Annotated in this window: 19 protein-coding genes; 12 read left to right on the plus strand and 7 right to left on the minus strand. The window is 69.8% G+C overall.

What is annotated here, in order from left to right; all coding sequences use genetic code 11:
• The first annotated feature begins 372 nt into the window (after positions 1–372).
• Complete coding sequence (locus D471_RS37850) at positions 373–834, plus strand: hypothetical protein (protein WP_017601242.1); 462 nt, start codon at positions 373–375, stop codon at positions 832–834.
• The gene (locus tag D471_RS0125515; RefSeq protein ID WP_017601243.1) at positions 813–1,274 is read left to right on the plus strand and encodes an ATP-binding protein; all 462 of its coding nucleotides are present in this window, start codon (positions 813–815) and stop codon (positions 1,272–1,274) included. Before D471_RS37850 ends, D471_RS0125515 begins: the two co-directional genes overlap by 22 nt.
• A 57-nt stretch (positions 1,275–1,331) precedes the next feature.
• On the opposite strand, the gene D471_RS38750 is transcribed toward D471_RS0125515, so the two are convergent.
• Together D471_RS38750 and D471_RS36170 are read right to left on the minus strand one after the other, a co-directional pair.
• Positions 1,332–1,493 carry a DUF397 domain-containing protein gene (locus D471_RS38750; protein ID WP_017601244.1) on the minus strand — a complete coding sequence of 54 codons (162 nt, stop codon included), beginning with the start codon at positions 1,491–1,493 and terminating at the stop codon, positions 1,332–1,334.
• A 2-nt stretch (positions 1,494–1,495) separates the two neighbouring features.
• Complete coding sequence (locus D471_RS36170; protein WP_275041349.1) at positions 1,496–2,044, minus strand: Scr1 family TA system antitoxin-like transcriptional regulator; 549 nt, start codon at positions 2,042–2,044, stop codon at positions 1,496–1,498.
• A gap of 50 nt (positions 2,045–2,094) precedes the next feature.
• On the opposite strand from D471_RS36170, the gene D471_RS0125530 reads away from it, so the two are divergent.
• From D471_RS0125530 to D471_RS0125555, 6 genes are all read left to right on the plus strand, one after another.
• On the plus strand, positions 2,095–3,228 hold the full coding sequence (locus D471_RS0125530) for a helix-turn-helix transcriptional regulator (RefSeq protein ID WP_051059254.1): 1,134 nt from the start codon (positions 2,095–2,097) through the stop codon (positions 3,226–3,228).
• A gap of 377 nt (positions 3,229–3,605) precedes the next feature.
• A complete protein-coding gene (locus tag D471_RS0125540) occupies positions 3,606–3,827 on the plus strand; it encodes a hypothetical protein (protein ID WP_017601248.1) in 222 nt (73 codons plus the stop codon).
• Positions 3,824–4,024, plus strand: coding sequence for a hypothetical protein (locus D471_RS0125545; protein WP_017601249.1), 201 nt, complete (start codon positions 3,824–3,826; stop codon positions 4,022–4,024). The genes D471_RS0125540 and D471_RS0125545 overlap by 4 nt, the downstream gene beginning before the upstream one ends.
• A 47-nt stretch (positions 4,025–4,071) precedes the next feature.
• Positions 4,072–4,236, plus strand: a complete 165-nt coding sequence (locus D471_RS41395) for a hypothetical protein (RefSeq protein ID WP_206538976.1) — start codon at positions 4,072–4,074, stop codon at positions 4,234–4,236.
• Positions 4,236–5,336 (plus strand): rRNA adenine N-6-methyltransferase family protein, encoded by a 1,101-nt coding sequence (locus D471_RS0125550; protein ID WP_017601250.1) that lies wholly within the window; start codon positions 4,236–4,238, stop codon positions 5,334–5,336. The genes D471_RS41395 and D471_RS0125550 overlap by 1 nt, the downstream gene beginning before the upstream one ends.
• Positions 5,337–5,374: 38 nt before the next feature.
• The gene (locus tag D471_RS0125555; RefSeq protein ID WP_017601251.1) at positions 5,375–5,695 is read left to right on the plus strand and encodes a helix-turn-helix domain-containing protein; all 321 of its coding nucleotides are present in this window, start codon (positions 5,375–5,377) and stop codon (positions 5,693–5,695) included.
• 51 nt (positions 5,696–5,746) lie between these two features.
• On the opposite strand, the gene purL is transcribed toward D471_RS0125555, so the two are convergent.
• From purL to purS, 5 genes are all read right to left on the minus strand, one after another.
• Entirely contained in the window at positions 5,747–8,041 is a 2,295-nt protein-coding gene (gene purL, locus D471_RS36175; protein ID WP_017601252.1) for a phosphoribosylformylglycinamidine synthase subunit PurL, read from the minus strand.
• 84 nt (positions 8,042–8,125) lie between these two features.
• On the minus strand, positions 8,126–8,650 hold the full coding sequence (locus D471_RS0125565; RefSeq protein ID WP_017601253.1) for a hypothetical protein: 525 nt from the start codon (positions 8,648–8,650) through the stop codon (positions 8,126–8,128).
• Positions 8,651–8,690: 40 nt separating this feature from the next.
• A complete protein-coding gene (gene purQ / locus D471_RS0125570) occupies positions 8,691–9,386 on the minus strand; it encodes a phosphoribosylformylglycinamidine synthase subunit PurQ (protein ID WP_026128072.1) in 696 nt (231 codons plus the stop codon).
• A 339-nt stretch (positions 9,387–9,725) separates the two neighbouring features.
• Entirely contained in the window at positions 9,726–10,217 is a 492-nt protein-coding gene (locus tag D471_RS0125575; protein ID WP_017601255.1) for an ATP-binding protein, read from the minus strand.
• Between the two features lie 159 nt (positions 10,218–10,376).
• On the minus strand, positions 10,377–10,619 hold the full coding sequence (purS, locus tag D471_RS0125580) for a phosphoribosylformylglycinamidine synthase subunit PurS (protein WP_026128073.1): 243 nt from the start codon (positions 10,617–10,619) through the stop codon (positions 10,377–10,379).
• A gap of 284 nt (positions 10,620–10,903) precedes the next feature.
• Here purS and D471_RS0125585 point away from each other — a divergent pair, with 284 nt between their 5' ends.
• The 4 genes from D471_RS0125585 to D471_RS0125600 form a co-directional block, all read left to right on the plus strand.
• The gene (locus D471_RS0125585) at positions 10,904–11,515 is read left to right on the plus strand and encodes a sigma-70 family RNA polymerase sigma factor (RefSeq protein ID WP_017601257.1); all 612 of its coding nucleotides are present in this window, start codon (positions 10,904–10,906) and stop codon (positions 11,513–11,515) included.
• Between the two features lie 407 nt (positions 11,516–11,922).
• A complete protein-coding gene (pdhA, locus tag D471_RS0125590) occupies positions 11,923–13,038 on the plus strand; it encodes a pyruvate dehydrogenase (acetyl-transferring) E1 component subunit alpha (RefSeq protein WP_017601258.1) in 1,116 nt (371 codons plus the stop codon).
• A 3-nt stretch (positions 13,039–13,041) separates the two neighbouring features.
• Positions 13,042–14,022, plus strand: a complete 981-nt coding sequence (locus D471_RS0125595; RefSeq protein ID WP_017601259.1) for an alpha-ketoacid dehydrogenase subunit beta — start codon at positions 13,042–13,044, stop codon at positions 14,020–14,022.
• 19 nt (positions 14,023–14,041) lie between these two features.
• Positions 14,042–14,375: biotin/lipoyl-containing protein (locus D471_RS0125600; RefSeq protein ID WP_026128074.1), on the plus strand; the 334-nt coding region annotated here is incomplete at its 3' end.

Consider the following 14,375-nt stretch of genomic DNA (forward strand, 5'->3'; position numbering starts at 1 on the left):
GGCAGCCAGCGCGGGGCGATGCCCTTGCCCCTGGTGGGGGACTCCACCCGCACGCGCGTCACCCCCTTCCCCCACCCCTACCCATACCGCCGGATTTCAGATATCCCAGCAAATCACTTCAATTCGGACCAATGGAATTCTTCTGGCGGCGTCCAGGAATGGGAACGTCCGTTTCAAACAAGAGGTCTGAACTGGGGTGGCGTCCGGTGCGCCGAACTTTTTTGTAATTCCCTCACGAAAAAGTTCGCCTCCACTCCCCTCATCCCCTACCCTTCTAACCAACAAAACGAAAACTCGGAAGACCCCGCGACGATTGAAGATCGCCCGGGGTCGTGGCCAGCAACTCACACCTTTAAGACAAGGATTGCCAGCATGCGCGATTATAGCGCTGCCTTCCTCGCCCTGCTTGGGACGTACCTGAAGGCGCTGTTCACCCCCGCTCGTGGCCGCCACTCGGCCGCCGCCCGCCGTCGTCGTTCCACCCGGGTCCGCCGCTACGCGCCGGTGCCCGCCCCGGTCGAGGTCAGCACGCCTCCCGCCCCGAAGCCCGCGCCCGTTCCCGCGCCGCGTCTGGCGCCGCCGCGCGAGAGCTTCCCCGCTGACGAGGTCGCCCTCGTCCGCCCCTACCACGTGTCCCGCGAGCGCGACCTCGACCGGGTCCAGGCCGAGGCGACCGCTCGCCTGCACGCCTGGATTCCGAAGCAGACCCCGCCTCCGGGGGACCTGCTCGCCGCCCCCGTGGAGCCCTGGCCCGGCGAGTTCGACGAGCTCGCCGCCCTGGTCCGCGTCTGGAACGACCAGCGGGACCGGCGATGTGGGGCGGTGGTGGCGTGAGCACCCTGGACATCATCCTGCCCGGCCTCTGGTGGCCCTACCGCGGTTACGCCGGTGACCTGTCCGAACTCGCCAGGGTCCGTGCCGACCTCGGTCGTGACCTGGTCGGGTTCGACCCGGGCCTGGTGGACACCGTCCAGCTCGTGGTCAGCGAACTCGTGGCGAACGCGGCCAAGTACGCCCGTCCGGGCGGCGAGGTCGTCCGCACGATGTGCCTGACGGACCCGCGCACGCTGCGCGTGACGGTCAGCGATCCCGGTGGGCCCGACAGCCCCCGCATTCCCACGGAGCGCACCGCCGACGAGTGGGACCTCGCCGAGGGGCAGCGCGGCCTGCTCCTGGTGGAGAGCCTGACCGCCGACTGGGGCTGCCACGCCTTCCCGGAGTGGTCGGGGTACTCCACCCAGGTCTGGGCGGCCTTCGACGTCGGTTCCGGCTGAGTGGGACACACCGGTGCCCCGTGGACGGGACCGTCCAGGGGGCACCGGTCGGGGGTGTCAGTGGGTCACGCTGGCGATCAGCGTGACCCACTGGTCGGTGTCGAAGGCCAGTGCGCCGAGTTCGCGGTGCTTGGTGTCGCGCACCTCCGCGCCGTTCTCGTGCTCGCGCACCTCGACGCAGTCACCACCGCTCGGGCTGTACGTGGACTTGTGCCACATGGCTACTTCTCCTTCTCCTCGTCCAGGAACCGGCGCGACTGCACCGGAGGCAGAGAACGACCGAGGGCCGCCTTGATCTGGTTGTGCAGACGGCCGTAGTCGCTCGCCTCGTCGTGCACGATAACTCCCCGATTGTGCTCACTGGCCGCGATCGCCCCACCCTCGTCCAGGTGGAACATCATCAGCGGACCCATGAGCCCGATCGGAGTCTCCTCCGTCATGATCAGATGAACATCGAGATGTCCCGTTCCGATCAGATCGAGTAACCGCACGGCCTGTGCGCGACGAATGTCATCAGGTAGCCGGGTCACGGCGAAGGCGGGGAACACAGCCGTCACGGACGCCAACTTGTTCGCCACCAACACCTCGAAGCGCCGGGAGCGCGCCTGCACCAACTGGGTGATGTCAGCGGTCCGGATCAGGTTCCGCCGCATCATCAGCGTCATGTACTCCGGGCACCGGGGGTGGCAGACGAGTGAACTCAGGTCACCCCGGGTGAATTCGGCGGTGACGATCCGAGTACAGGGAGCGGCCAGTGGGGAGGACGGCAAAGGCTCCGGTCTTTACCCTGACGGTGCGAGCCGATTGGAAGGGCGGAGCTATGCCCCACGGTAAACCAGTGGCCACCGGGGTGGCTGTGGCCATACGGGAGCTACGCGGACATCTGGGCTGGTCCCAAAGTCGGTTGGCGGACGAGGTGTGCCGGGTGAGCGGTCGGGACACTGTCACCCGCGAAACCGTCTCCCGCTGGGAGAACGGCAAACGCACGCCGACGCGCTACCACCTGCGCCACCTCGCCGCAGCCCTACAGGTGCCCCTCGAAGCCTTGGAGACTGACCCCGTGGACCGTCGTGCTTTCCTTACGTCCATAGCCGGTACCGCCGTCGCGCCCCTTGTCGCGTCCGACCTGGTTGAACGCGGCTTTGAAGCAGCGCTGTCCGGGCGTGGTCCCGACTGGGACGCGCTGGTGGACTCCTACGGTCGCGACTACATGACCGCTGGGGCCGCACAGATCCAACAGCGGTTGGCCGGGGACTTGGTGGTGTTGCAACGGCAGTTGGACACCCCTCACGCGTGGGCGACCGCGTCCCGTCTGGCGACCCTGTTCGCCAAGACGTTCCCCGGCTCCGACGGAGTCAAGGCCGTTTCGTGGTATCTGCGCGCCGCCGAGTTCGCCGACCGCGCCGACGATCGCGAGGCCCGCGTGTGGGTGCGTGGACGTGCCGCTATCGCCCTCGGCTATGAGGGGGCCGCCCTGGACGACGCCGAACGGCTCGCCGACCAGGCCCTGGCTATCGACGACCGCCCGACCCTGGGCCGACTCAACGCCATCATGGGTAAGGCCCACGCGTCAGCCATCCGAGGGGACGCCGACACCGCCCGCGAGTTGGCCGAGGAAGGTCGCCGCACGCTCGACGTGGCCGCTTCCGACGACTCCGAGGCGTCCGATTACGCCGTTCCCTACTGGCGGATGAATGTGTTCCTGTCCCTCCTGTCGGCGCGATTGGGAGACGAACGTGACGCCTTGGCCGCCCAGGAGGAGGCGTCTCGGCACCTACCGCCGACTCTGCCCCGGTTCCGCACCCACCTGGACATGCACCGGGGGTTGATGCTCGTGCGCGCCGGAGACCGGCGCGGAGGTGTGGCCCACGCTCACGCCGCGTTGAACCAGCTCCCACCGGAAAAGCATTCGCTGACGTTGCGGATGTTGATGGACGAGATAGAAGCCCAATAACCACCCAGAGGTCGGGTTTGTGGGGTGGTCGCGCGCGTGGCCACCCTCGCGGCCACTCCCGGTCGCTCCCCGGTCAAGTGATGGTGGTCACATGGACAGCTCAACCGCCGCTACCTCGACGTGGCCCACGCTCCCGGGCCAGCCCATCCCGTCCGCCCAGCTTCGTCCCAGCGACATCGTCGTCATGCCCGACGGTCGGATCCGAGCCGTCACGGCGCTTCGCCGCACCCAGCCTGGCACCGTCCACGTTCGCTTGGGCGGTACCTGGTATGCCTACCAGGCTGACCAGACGCTCACGGCAGTCGACCGGGGGCGACGGTGACGTATCAGAACGTTGCCCTCGCCGCGCATTGTGAGCACGCTGTGACATAGGACGCATGACGGAGCCCAGCACACCCGAACAGACCGCCCTCGACGACCTTCGCCAGCGGCACCCCGGATGGAGGATCCAGCGGGCCTACGACGGTGGCCCCTCCTGGAGCGCCGTGCACGGATCCGACGCTGACGACGTCATCCGCGCCGACACGGTCGAGGTCCTGGGAGCACGGCTGCACCTGACCCAGTTCGCGCCCCGGCACCGGCCAGGGGCGATGCCATGACCCGCCACGCCGTCGCCTACGTCGGTCGCTCCCGATGGTTGGTGGACGGCCGGGAGGGCAGTTGGGACGAGTGCTACCGCTACCTCACGCGGGTCTGCGGTCTGCGGCACTCCCTCACCAACGAAGCCCTCGCGAACGCCCTGCGGATGGACCGCGCCCACTGGGTGGACGTCGCCAACGAACACGAACACCCATAGAGGACTACGCCGCTGGTTAGGCCCCGGGGATGACGGAAAGGAAGCACGTGGACACCACGACGAACCCCCAGCCCCTCCCTCTGGCTCCCCGCGCCGCAGACTGCTCGAACTGCAATGGATCGGGCAAGATCTTCAACGACCAGGACGGCAACGGGCCATGGAAGAAGGAGATCATCGACTGCCCCCTGTGTAACGGAACAGGACAGGTGTGATGGCTGACCTCAACGACCTGCACGCTCGGCTCGTGGCCGATCTGGACACCCCGGAGGGGATCCGGGCGGCGTTCGCCGCCCACCCCCGGCACCGGTTCATCCCGGACATGATCTGGCCGAGCGCGATGGGTCTGCCGCTGTACCGCACTGCTGACCCCGAGAAGTGGGCACGGATCGTCTACACCGACGATGCGGTGACCACGCAGGCCAATGACGGAGGGTCTGGGCCGGTGAACCGGCCCACCTCGTCGTCGTCGGCACCGCAGCTCATGGCGGACATGATCGACGCCGCGAACATCGCGCCGGGGATGCGGGTGCTGGAGATCGGCACCGGAACCGGGTGGAACGCCGCGATCCTGTCCACTCTGGTCGGCCCGGCGGGTTCGGTCACGAGTGTGGAGATCGACCCCGGCGTGGCCGCCGCCGCGCGAGAGCGTCTGGCCCGAACCGGTGTACGGGTCGTCACCGGCACCACAGCCCCTGGCACAGACACCTATGACGCCGCCATCGCCACCTGCGCGGTCAGTAACGTCCCCCTCGAGTGGACCGAACGTCTCGGGCAGGACGCCCCCCTCGTGGTGCCGTGGACGCCGTACGCCGACAGCGGCCCCACCCCCATCGTCGTCCTACGTGAGACCGGGGATGTGCTCGCGGGGCCGTTCGTGCGGGACGCGGCGTTCATGCGGAACCGTGTCCAGCGTGCCCCTCGCCAGCGCTTCCCCGGAACCGGTGCCGAGCCGGACGGTGTGGGGAGGTTCCCCCTCGGGTCCGTCGAACTACTCGACCGCGACCTTCTCACCCGTCTGGTGCTGGCCTGCCCCAGTATGCGCATCGACGTGGGTGGGCGCCCCTGGAACGGACAGAGCGCGCCCGTCGTCGCGTTGGGCGCGGGTGACTCCTGGGTGTACATCTGGCCGGATGGCACGGTCACCTACGGCGGGGATGCTTCGCTCCTGGAGAGGTTCACCGCTGGTTACGAGTTGTTGGACGGTGCCGACTGGCCGGGCCTGGACGAGTTCTCGTTGGAGGTGGACTCGGAGGCCGAGGTGTGCAGGGTCCGGGCACCGTTCGGTGCGTGGGAGCACCGGGTCGGCCGGTGAGAGGTTCACCTTCGAGAACGGTCGGAAGAGGTGGGTGGATGAGTAGCTACCAGAGCTGGCGGGAGAGCGGGCACCTGGAACGGGCGATCGAGACCGCTGGAGGTGTCGAGGCGTTCGAGGCCGGTGTGGCGCGCCTTCGGGACGAGGCTCGTGCCTGGCGACTGGTCGAGATGCGCAAGCACCGGGGGCTCAGCCAGGCCGAGGTCGCGCAGCGCATGGGAGTGTCGGTCGCTCGGGTCTCCCAGATCGAGTCGGGGGACCTCTCCACGCGTGACGTCCTCGACCGCTATGTCACGGCGCTGGGCGGGACTCTGGTCATCGTCGCGGACTTCGGCGACGAACAGTTGAAGGTCGGCTGACACGACGGAGCGGGGGAGCCCGCCGGGCTCCCCCGCTCCGATCGGTGGGTCCTACACGCCGTCCATGAGCGCGGGCAGCGTGGCCTCGTAGGCGGTGCGCAGGTCCGCCAGCGGCACCTCGACGGACCCGCCCGGGTGGGTGACCACCAGCGCGTCGCCGCCCACGGCGCCGATCTCGGCGACGGGCACGTCGTGCTCGGCGGCCAGCGCGCGGAGCGCGTCCGCGTGCTCCGGGAGCACCGCGACCGCGGCGCGGGCGCCGGACTCGCTGAACAGTGCGGTGAACGCGTCGCCGTCGACCTCCACGCGCACGCCCCGGCCACCGCGCAGCGCCGACTCGGCGAGCGCGACCCCCAGGCCGCCGTCGGACAGGTCGTGGGCGGCGGTCACCAGGCCTCGGTCGGCGGCGGTGGCCAGCACCTCGCCCAGCGCGGCCTCGGCGGCCAGGTCCACCCGGGGCGGCAGCCCGCCCAGGTGGCCGTGGACCACGTCGGCCCAGGCCGAACCGCCGAACTCCGCGCGGGTCTCGCCCAGCAGGAACACCGTGGCGCCGTCGGTGTCGAAGGCCGAGCGCAGGCGGTTGCGGACGTCGTCGATCACGCCGAGCACGCCGATCACGGGCGTCGGGTTGATCGCCACGTCACCGGTCTGGTTGTAGAAGCTCACGTTGCCGCCGGTCACCGGGGTGCCCAGGCTCTGGCAGGCGTCCGCCAGGCCCCGGGTGGCCTCGGCGAACTGCCACATGACCCCCGGGTCCTCGGGCGAGCCGAAGTTGAGGCAGTTGGTGACCGCCAGCGGGCGGGCGCCCGTGGCGGCGACGTTGCGGAACGCCTCCGCGTAGGCCGCCTGGGTGCCCGCGTAGGGGTCCAGACGGGTGTAGCGGCCGTTGCCGTCGGTGGACAGGGCCACGCCGCGGTGCGAGTCGTCGGACACGCGGATCATCCCGGCGTCGTGCGGAGCCGAGACGACCGTGTCACCGCGCACGTAGCTGTCGTACTGCTGGGTGACCCAGGTGGGGTCGCCCACTCCGGGGGCGCCCAGCACGCGGAGCAGCTGGTCGCGCAGCTCGGCGTCGTCGGCCGGGCGGGGCAGCGCGGCGGCGTCGTCGGCCTGGAGCGCGTCCTGTTCGGCGGGGCGGGCGTAGGGGCGCTGGTAGACCGGGCCCTCGTCGGAGGCGGTCCGCGGCGGCATGTCCACGACGGTCTCGCCGTGCCAGGTCATCACGAGGCGGCCGCCGCGCTCGGCCTCCTCGGGGGTGACCTCGGTGACCTCGCCGATCTCGGTGGCGACGATCTGCCACTTGGCGCAGATGGCGAGGAACTCGTCCATCTTGGCCGGCTCGACCACGGCCATCATGCGCTCCTGCGACTCACTCATGAGGATCTCCTCGGGCGTGAGCCGGGGGTCGCGCAGCGGGACGCGGTCGAGCTGGATGTCCATGCCGCCGGTACCGCCCGCGGCCAGCTCCGTGGTCGCGCAGGACACACCCGCCGCGCCCAGGTCCTGGATGCCCACGACCAGGTCGCGGGCGTACAGCTCCAGGCTGCACTCGATGAGCAGCTTCTCCATGAACGGGTCGCCGACCTGCACGCTGGGGCGCTTGGCGTGCGACTCGTCGTCGAAGCTGGCGCTGGCCAGCACGGAGGCGCCGCCGATCCCGTCCGGGCCGGTGGTGGAGCCGAACAGGACCACCTTGTTGCCCGGGCCGGGAGCCTGGGCGAGCTTGATGTCCTCGTGCCGCATCACGCCGACGCACAGGGCGTTGACCAGCGGGTTGGCGAGGTAGCCCGCGCCGAAACCGATCTCACCGCCGATGTTGGGCAGTCCCAGGCAGTTGCCGTAGAAGGAGATGCCCGAGACCACGCCGGGGAGTACGCGCTTGGTGTCGTCGGCGTCGGCGGGACCGAAGCGCAGCGCGTCCATCACGGCGACCGGCCGGGCGCCCATGGTGAGGATGTCGCGGACGATGCCGCCGACCCCGGTGGCCGCCCCCTGGTGCGGTTCCACGTAGGAGGGGTGGTTGTGCGACTCGATCTTGAACGTGACGGCGCGTCCGTCGCCCACGTCCACGACACCGGCGTTCTCACCCATGCCGACCAGCAGCGCGTCGCTCTCGGGAGCCTTCTCCCCGAACTGCTTCAGGTGCACCTTGGAGGACTTGTAGGAGCAGTGCTCGCTCCACATGACCGAGTAGATCGCCAGCTCGGAGGAGGTGGGGCGGCGGCCCAGGATCTCGCGGACCCGCTCGTACTCGTCCTTGGCCATGCCCAGCTCGGCGTAGGGCTGGGGGGTGTCCGGGGTGTCGAGCGCCGTGGTGACGGTGTCGAGACCAGGTACTTCAGACATGCGTGGTTCCGTTCGGGATGTGCGGATGTGAGCCGGGCCGTGGCGTCCGCCGACCGGCGCGGAAGGTCGTGGTCAGGGCAGAACTCAGGATCTGGGCTGGACGGCGTTGCCGAGCATGAGGAGCGCGGCGGCCTCCTCCGCGTCGTGGTCGGAGGAGTCGGCGACCAGGACGTCCCCGTCGCTGAGGATGGTCTCGCCCAGGGGGACGTCGTCGGGTGACTCCGCGCCCTCGGGGAGCAGTTGCCCCCAGTTGGCGTCCAGAAGGTGGTGGTAGACCGACTCGATCGCCTCCTCGGAGTCGGCGGCCCGCTCGCCCTCGTCGGTGACGACCCGCACCAGGCGCACGCACTCGGCGGTCGTGCACTGCACGTCCTCGTCACCGGAGACGTAGGACAGTCCGTCCGGGGGGTCGCCCAGCACGTCGACGTCCGGCGCCTCCAGGCGCTCCGGGGTCTGGGCCGACCCCGGAGCCGGAGGTTCGGGCGACGCCGTGGGCACGGGGGTGCTCAGGGCCTGGAACAGGCCGAGCGCGCCGGAGACGACCAGGCCGACGACGAGTGCGACGGCCAGTGCGATCTTGAAACGGCGGGAGCGCAGCAGCGCCATCATCGCGAGGTTCGTCCCCCTGTCCGTGTGCGGGTCCGTCGGGTCAGGCGTGTACCGGGGTTCCGGTCGCCAGGTGGCTGAGGATCGAGGTGAAGAAGCCGAGCCCGTCGGTGGAGGGGCCGGTCAGCGCCTCGACGGCGTGCTCGGGGTGCGGCATGAGGCCGACGACGTTCCCGTGCTCGTTGGTGATCCCGGCGATGTCGCGGCGCGATCCGTTGGGATTGCCGCCGACGTAGCGGACCACGACCCGGCCGGTGGCCTCCAGTTCGTCCAGGGTCTCCTCGTCGGCGACGTAGCTGCCCTCGCCGCTCTTGAGGACGACGAGGACCTCCTGGCCGTCGGTGTAGTCGCCGGTCCAGGCGGTGGCGGTGGACTCCACACGCAGCACCTGGTCGCGGTTGAGGAAGCGGAGCGAGGTGTTGCGGGTGAGCGCTCCGGGGAGCAGGTGGCTCTCGCACAGGATCTGGAAGCCGTTGCAGATACCGAGCACCGGCAGCGCACCCGAGCGGGCGGCCGGGACGAGCTCGGACATCAGGGGCGCGAACCGGGCGATGGCGCCGCAGCGCAGGTAGTCGCCGTAGGAGAAACCGCCGGGCAGGACGACCGCGTCCACGCCCTTGAGGTCGGGTTCGGCGTGCCAGAGCGCGACGGGCTCGGCACCCGCCAGCGCGACGGCGCGGGCGGCGTCCTTGTCGTCGAGGGAGCCGGGGAAGGTGACGACGCCCACACGGGCTGCCATGAGCACACTCCGGGTCATTGTGTGTCCGCATCCCGCGCGCGGGAAGACGGGTGGTTGGGCGAGGAGTCCGCGGACGCCGGGCCGTCGCGGGACGGCGCGTCCGCACCTCGCAGCGTACCCGGTCGACTGTGTTCGGGTACGACCCTCACCCCGCTTCCGGGCTCCTGGCCTGTGCGATTCTCCCAATTCGGACGGCTGGAAGCGCGGTCGGGGTGTGTGACCCGACAGGCGCGGTGGTGTGTGCCACATCCCCGTGCGGAGGTGTTCGGTCCCGGGGGCTCCTGGACGCGGGAGGTGGACCCGGCGGCCGGCCGGGCGCCCACCCGCGGGCTCGGTCGTTCACGACCGGGAAGCGGACAGTGCGGCGTAGTCCTGCTCGTGGATGTGGGCGGGACCGGGGTCGGGGCGGTGGTCGCACCGGGTGAGACGCTTGCGCAGGAGGACCGTCGTGCGCGGGGCGCCCCGGAAGGAGACCTCGTCCATGAGCCGGCGCATCAGGAAGATGCCCCTGCCCGATTCTGCGCTGAGGCGGGGCAGGGGCACGGGGCCCGGGGAGAGCCCGCGGGGGAGGGCCGTGCCGGCGGGCGCCTCCCCGTTGTGGGAGATCCGCAGCTCGCACAACCGGGAGTCGAGGTCGGCCTCGACGCGGTAGTCGGTGGCCGAACCGGCGTGCTCGATCGCGTTGGCGCAGGCCTCGGAGACGGCGAGGATGATGTCGTCGGCGCAGTCCTGGCACAGGCCCACGCGTCGTAGCAGGGTGCCGAGGACGTCGCGTACGACGGAGACCGTGTACGCCTGGCGGGGGAGCGAGATCGAGAAGACGGCGTCCATGCGTACACCTCTCGTGCTCCGTGGTCGGTTGCCGGTTCGACGCGTTAAGGAACCTTCCCGAGCTCGGTTGACGCAAAACGAACAGCCGTGCCCGATACGGGACACGGCTGGCCAATTCCGGACACACCAGGTGTGCGGGTGTCCGCCCCCGGTGCGGGGTCAGGCGACGTGGACCTCGAAGTCCTCGATGACGGTGTTGGCGAGCAGCGTCTCGGCCAGCCGGCGGACGTCGGCGAGCTTGGCGTCGTCGACCTCGCCGTCCACCTCGACCTCGAAGCGCTTGCCCTGCCGGACCTGCTCGACCCCCTCGAAGCCCAGCCGGGAGCAGGCCCCGGCGATGGCCTGGCCCTGGGGGTCCAGGATCTCGGGCTTGAGCATGACGTCAACAACGACGCGGGCCACAGCGTCCTCCAGAAGAAATGTGGGTGTGCCGCACTTGCCCGCCGCGGAGCCGGGCGGGCGCCTCTCCGAGCCGCTCGGAGGGGCGACGCCAGCGTATGCCACACCGGCCCGCGACCGGCCCCTGGCCAGGCGCCACGCTGGTCCTTTACCGCATGCTTACCCGTACTGGAGACGGTTTCGGTACCTTCGTGACTCGTATCACCCTGATTGATGTCATCATTGGAAGCGTCTGGTGGCGTCTACCAGTGTGGAAGTGATCGTCCGGTCGTCCAGAGGGGGGAATCTTGACGACTATCGCAGCGGACCAGACCTCCACGACCGGTGAGACCCGCGCCGAAGAGCAGACCCTGGACTTCGCCACCGCGGTGACACCGTTCGCCGACCAGCTCTACCCGACCGCCCTGCGGATGACCCGCAACCCGGCGGACGCGGAGGACCTCGTCCAGGAGACATTCGCCAAGGCCTTCGCCAATTTCCATCAGTTCCGGGCAGGCACCAACCTGAGGGCCTGGCTCTACCGGATCCTGACCAACACGTTCATCAACTCCTACCGCAAGAAGCAGCGCGAGCCGCGCCAGGAGACCACCGACGAGATCAAGGACTGGCAGCTCGCCGCCGCCGAGGCGCACACGTCGTCCGGCATGCGTTCGGCCGAGACCGAAGTCCTCGACCACCTGCCCGACTCCGACATCAAGCTGGCTCTCGCGCGCCTGCCCGAGGAGTTCCAGGAGGTCATCTACCTCGTGGACATCGAGGGCTACGCCTACAAGGAGGTCGCCGCCCGCATGGGGACGCCGCTCGGCACGGTCATGTCCCGGCTGCACCGCGCCCGCCGCCAGCTCCGCGAGATGCTCGCCGACTACGGCCGTGAGCGCGGCATGCGCGTCCCGGCCTGAGCCGTCCCGCCCCGCGCGTTCGCACGGCGCCCCGGCCCCCGCCCCATCCACCCCATGACCCCGCGCGGTCTCTCTCCGTAGCCGCCGCGTGCTGCCACGTCACGCCCGGGCGGCCTCGACATCGAGGCCGCCCGGGCGTTTCCGTTCCGTCGTCAACCAGGGTCCACAAAGTTGTTGGAAGTCCTTGTAATTGATAGGAAGCCCTGGTAGTTGCGCATGTGTGGAAGATCGGGATGATGGGCGGACAGGTTAAAAGGTGACGCTGAGGGCTTGCGCTCCACGTAGTGAGTTCTGTCACGATGTGGGGAGGGCTGTCCGCTGCGCCCACCACCCCGGGTGAGCGGACCTTGATTCGGCCGATCAGCGTTCACCCACGCGAATTCGGCCCCGAGAACCCGAGGAGCGACGTGTCGGACACCACCGCACACGCAGAAACGGAGCTTGTCCAGCTCCTGACACCCGAAGGGGAGTTCACCGCACACCCCGACTACCCCCTGGACATCGGCGCTGACGAGATTCGCGACCTGTACCGGGACCTGGTGCTCGTCCGCCGGGTCGACAGCGAGGCCGTCTCCCTCCAACGGCAGGGTGAGCTGGGCCTGTGGGCCTCCCTGCTGGGCCAGGAGGCCGCGCAGATCGGGTCCGGGCGGGCCCTGCGCGACGGCGACATGGCCTTCCCCTCCTACCGTGAGCACGGCGTCGCCTGGTGCCGCGGCATCGAGCCCAAGGAACTGCTGGGTATGTTCCGGGGCGTCACCAACGGCGGCTGGGACCCGCACGAGCACGGCTTCCACCTGTACACGATCGTCATCGGCAGCCAGGCCCTGCACGCCACCGGCTATGCCATGGGCGTCCAGCGCGACGGGGCCGTCGGGGAGGACGGCACCGCGGTCATCGCCTACTTCGGCGACGGCGCCACCAGCCAGGGCGACACCAACGAGGCGTTCAACTTCGCGTCGGTGAACAACGCCCCCGTGGTCTTCTTCTGCCAGAACAACCAGTGGGCGATCTCCGAACCGCTGGAGCGGCAGGCCCGTGTGCCGATCTACCGGCGCGCCTCCGGGTTCGGCTTCCCGGGTGTGCGCGTGGACGGCAACGACGTGCTCGCGTGCCTGGCAGTCACCCGCGCCGCGCTGACCAACGCGCGCGAGGGCAACGGGCCCACGCTCGTCGAGGCGTTCACCTACCGCATGGGCGCCCACACCACCAACGACGACCCCACGCGGTACCGGGCGACGGCCGAGCTGGACGAGTGGAAGGCCAAGGACCCGATCCTGCGTCTCCGCCGCCACCTGGAGCGCGAGGGCCTGGCCGACGAGGAGTTCTTCGCCTCGGTCGACGCCGAGGCCGACGCCATCGGTGAGCGCGTGCGCGCCGAGTGCCGGGCGCTGCCCGACCCCGAGCCGCTGGACATCTTCCACGAGGTCTACGCCGAACCCAACGTCCACATCGACCAGCAGCGGTCCGAGTTCGCCGAGTACCTCGCGTCCTTCGAGGGCGCCGGCGCGGAAGGGGGCCGCTAGGCCATGGGAACCAACCTCACGATCGGCAAGGCGATCAACGCGGGCTTGCGCGCCGCCATGGAACACGACCCGAAGGTCCTGGTCATGGGTGAGGACGTCGGCCGTCTCGGCGGCGTCTTCCGGGTCACCGACGGCCTGCACAAGGACTTCGGCGCCGACCGGGTGATCGACACCCCGCTGGCGGAGTCCGGCATCGTCGGCACCGCCATCGGCATGGCCCTGCGCGGGTACCGCCCGGTGGTGGAGATCCAGTTCGACGGGTTCTTCTTCCCGGCGGCCAACCAGACCTTCACCCAACTCGCCAAGATGCGCCGCCGCTCGGCGGGCAAGCTCAGCGTCCCCGTCGTCATGCGCATCCCCTACGGCGGCGGCATCGGCGCGGTGGAGCACCACAGCGAGTCGCCCGAAGCCTACTTCACCCACACGGCTGGCCTGCGGGTGGTCACGGTCGCCAACCCCGAGGACGCCTACTGGATGATCCAGCAGGCCGTCCGGTCCGACGACCCGGTCATCTTCCTGGAGCCCAAGCGGCGCTACTACGAGAAGGCCGAGGTGGACACCGAGGCCCCGATCGCCGAGGCGACCCCGATGGACGCCGCTCGGATCGCCCGGCCCGGCACGGACGTGACCCTGCTGGCCTACGGGCCGATGGTCAAGACCGCCCTCCAGGCCGCCGAGGCCGACACCGACCACTCCGTCGAGGTCGTCGACGTGCGATCGCTGTCGCCCGTCGACTACCCCACCATCGTGGACTCGGTGAAGCGCACCGGCCGTCTGGTCGTGGCGCACGAGGCGCCGCTGAGCGGCGGCCCCGGCGCGGAGATCGCCGCCCGTGTCACCGAGGAGTGCTTCTACCACCTGGAATCGCCGGTGATCCGCGTTGCCGCCTTCGACACCCCCTACCCGCAGTCCAGGCTGGAGGAGCACTATCTTCCGGACCTTGATCGGGTTCTGGACGGTGTGGACCGGGCGTTCGCGTTCTAGGTATCGGGGAACAGGAGACATGGGGATTCAGAAGAACGCACCCGCCGTCGGCGGCGTGCAGTCGTTCAAACTGCCCGACGTCGGTGAGGGCCTCGTGGAGGCCGAACTGCTCACCTGGTACGTGAAGCCCGGCGACGAGATCACCGTCAACCAGAACCTGTGCGAGATCGAGACGGCCAAGGCCGTGGTCGAGCTGCCCAGTCCGTTCGCGGGCACCGTGCGGGAGTTGCTGGTCGAGGAGGGCCAGACGGTGGACGTCGGCACGGTGATCATCACCGTGGACGACGGCAGCGGTGGTTCCGGCGCGGCCGAGTCGGCTCCCCCGGCCGCGGAGGAGACCGAGGAGCGGGAGA

The sequence above is a fragment of the Nocardiopsis lucentensis DSM 44048 genome (assembly GCF_000341125.1).
In the GTDB taxonomy this organism is placed as follows: Bacteria; Actinomycetota; Actinomycetes; order Streptosporangiales; family Streptosporangiaceae; genus Nocardiopsis; species Nocardiopsis lucentensis.

Bases quoted from the DNA above. Each gene is read 5' to 3' on its own strand.
- D471_RS0125515 (WP_017601243.1), top strand. From the start codon at position 813: ATGTGGGGCGGTGGTGGCGTGAGCACCCTGGACATCATCCTGCCCGGC.
- purQ (WP_026128072.1), bottom strand. From the start codon at position 9,386: ATGGCAGCCCGTGTGGGCGTCGTCACCTTCCCCGGCTCCCTCGACGAC.
- D471_RS0125565 (WP_017601253.1), bottom strand. From the start codon at position 8,650: ATGATGGCGCTGCTGCGCTCCCGCCGTTTCAAGATCGCACTGGCCGTC.
- purL (WP_017601252.1), bottom strand. From the start codon at position 8,041: ATGTCTGAAGTACCTGGTCTCGACACCGTCACCACGGCGCTCGACACC.
- D471_RS0125530 (WP_051059254.1), top strand. From the start codon at position 2,095: ATGCCCCACGGTAAACCAGTGGCCACCGGGGTGGCTGTGGCCATACGG.
- D471_RS38750 (WP_017601244.1), bottom strand. From the start codon at position 1,493: ATGTGGCACAAGTCCACGTACAGCCCGAGCGGTGGTGACTGCGTCGAG.
- D471_RS37850 (WP_017601242.1), top strand. From the start codon at position 373: ATGCGCGATTATAGCGCTGCCTTCCTCGCCCTGCTTGGGACGTACCTG.
- D471_RS0125555 (WP_017601251.1), top strand. From the start codon at position 5,375: ATGAGTAGCTACCAGAGCTGGCGGGAGAGCGGGCACCTGGAACGGGCG.
- D471_RS0125550 (WP_017601250.1), top strand. From the start codon at position 4,236: ATGGCTGACCTCAACGACCTGCACGCTCGGCTCGTGGCCGATCTGGAC.
- D471_RS0125595 (WP_017601259.1), top strand. From the start codon at position 13,042: ATGGGAACCAACCTCACGATCGGCAAGGCGATCAACGCGGGCTTGCGC.
- D471_RS0125575 (WP_017601255.1), bottom strand. From the start codon at position 10,217: ATGGACGCCGTCTTCTCGATCTCGCTCCCCCGCCAGGCGTACACGGTC.
- D471_RS0125540 (WP_017601248.1), top strand. From the start codon at position 3,606: ATGACGGAGCCCAGCACACCCGAACAGACCGCCCTCGACGACCTTCGC.
- D471_RS0125545 (WP_017601249.1), top strand. From the start codon at position 3,824: ATGACCCGCCACGCCGTCGCCTACGTCGGTCGCTCCCGATGGTTGGTG.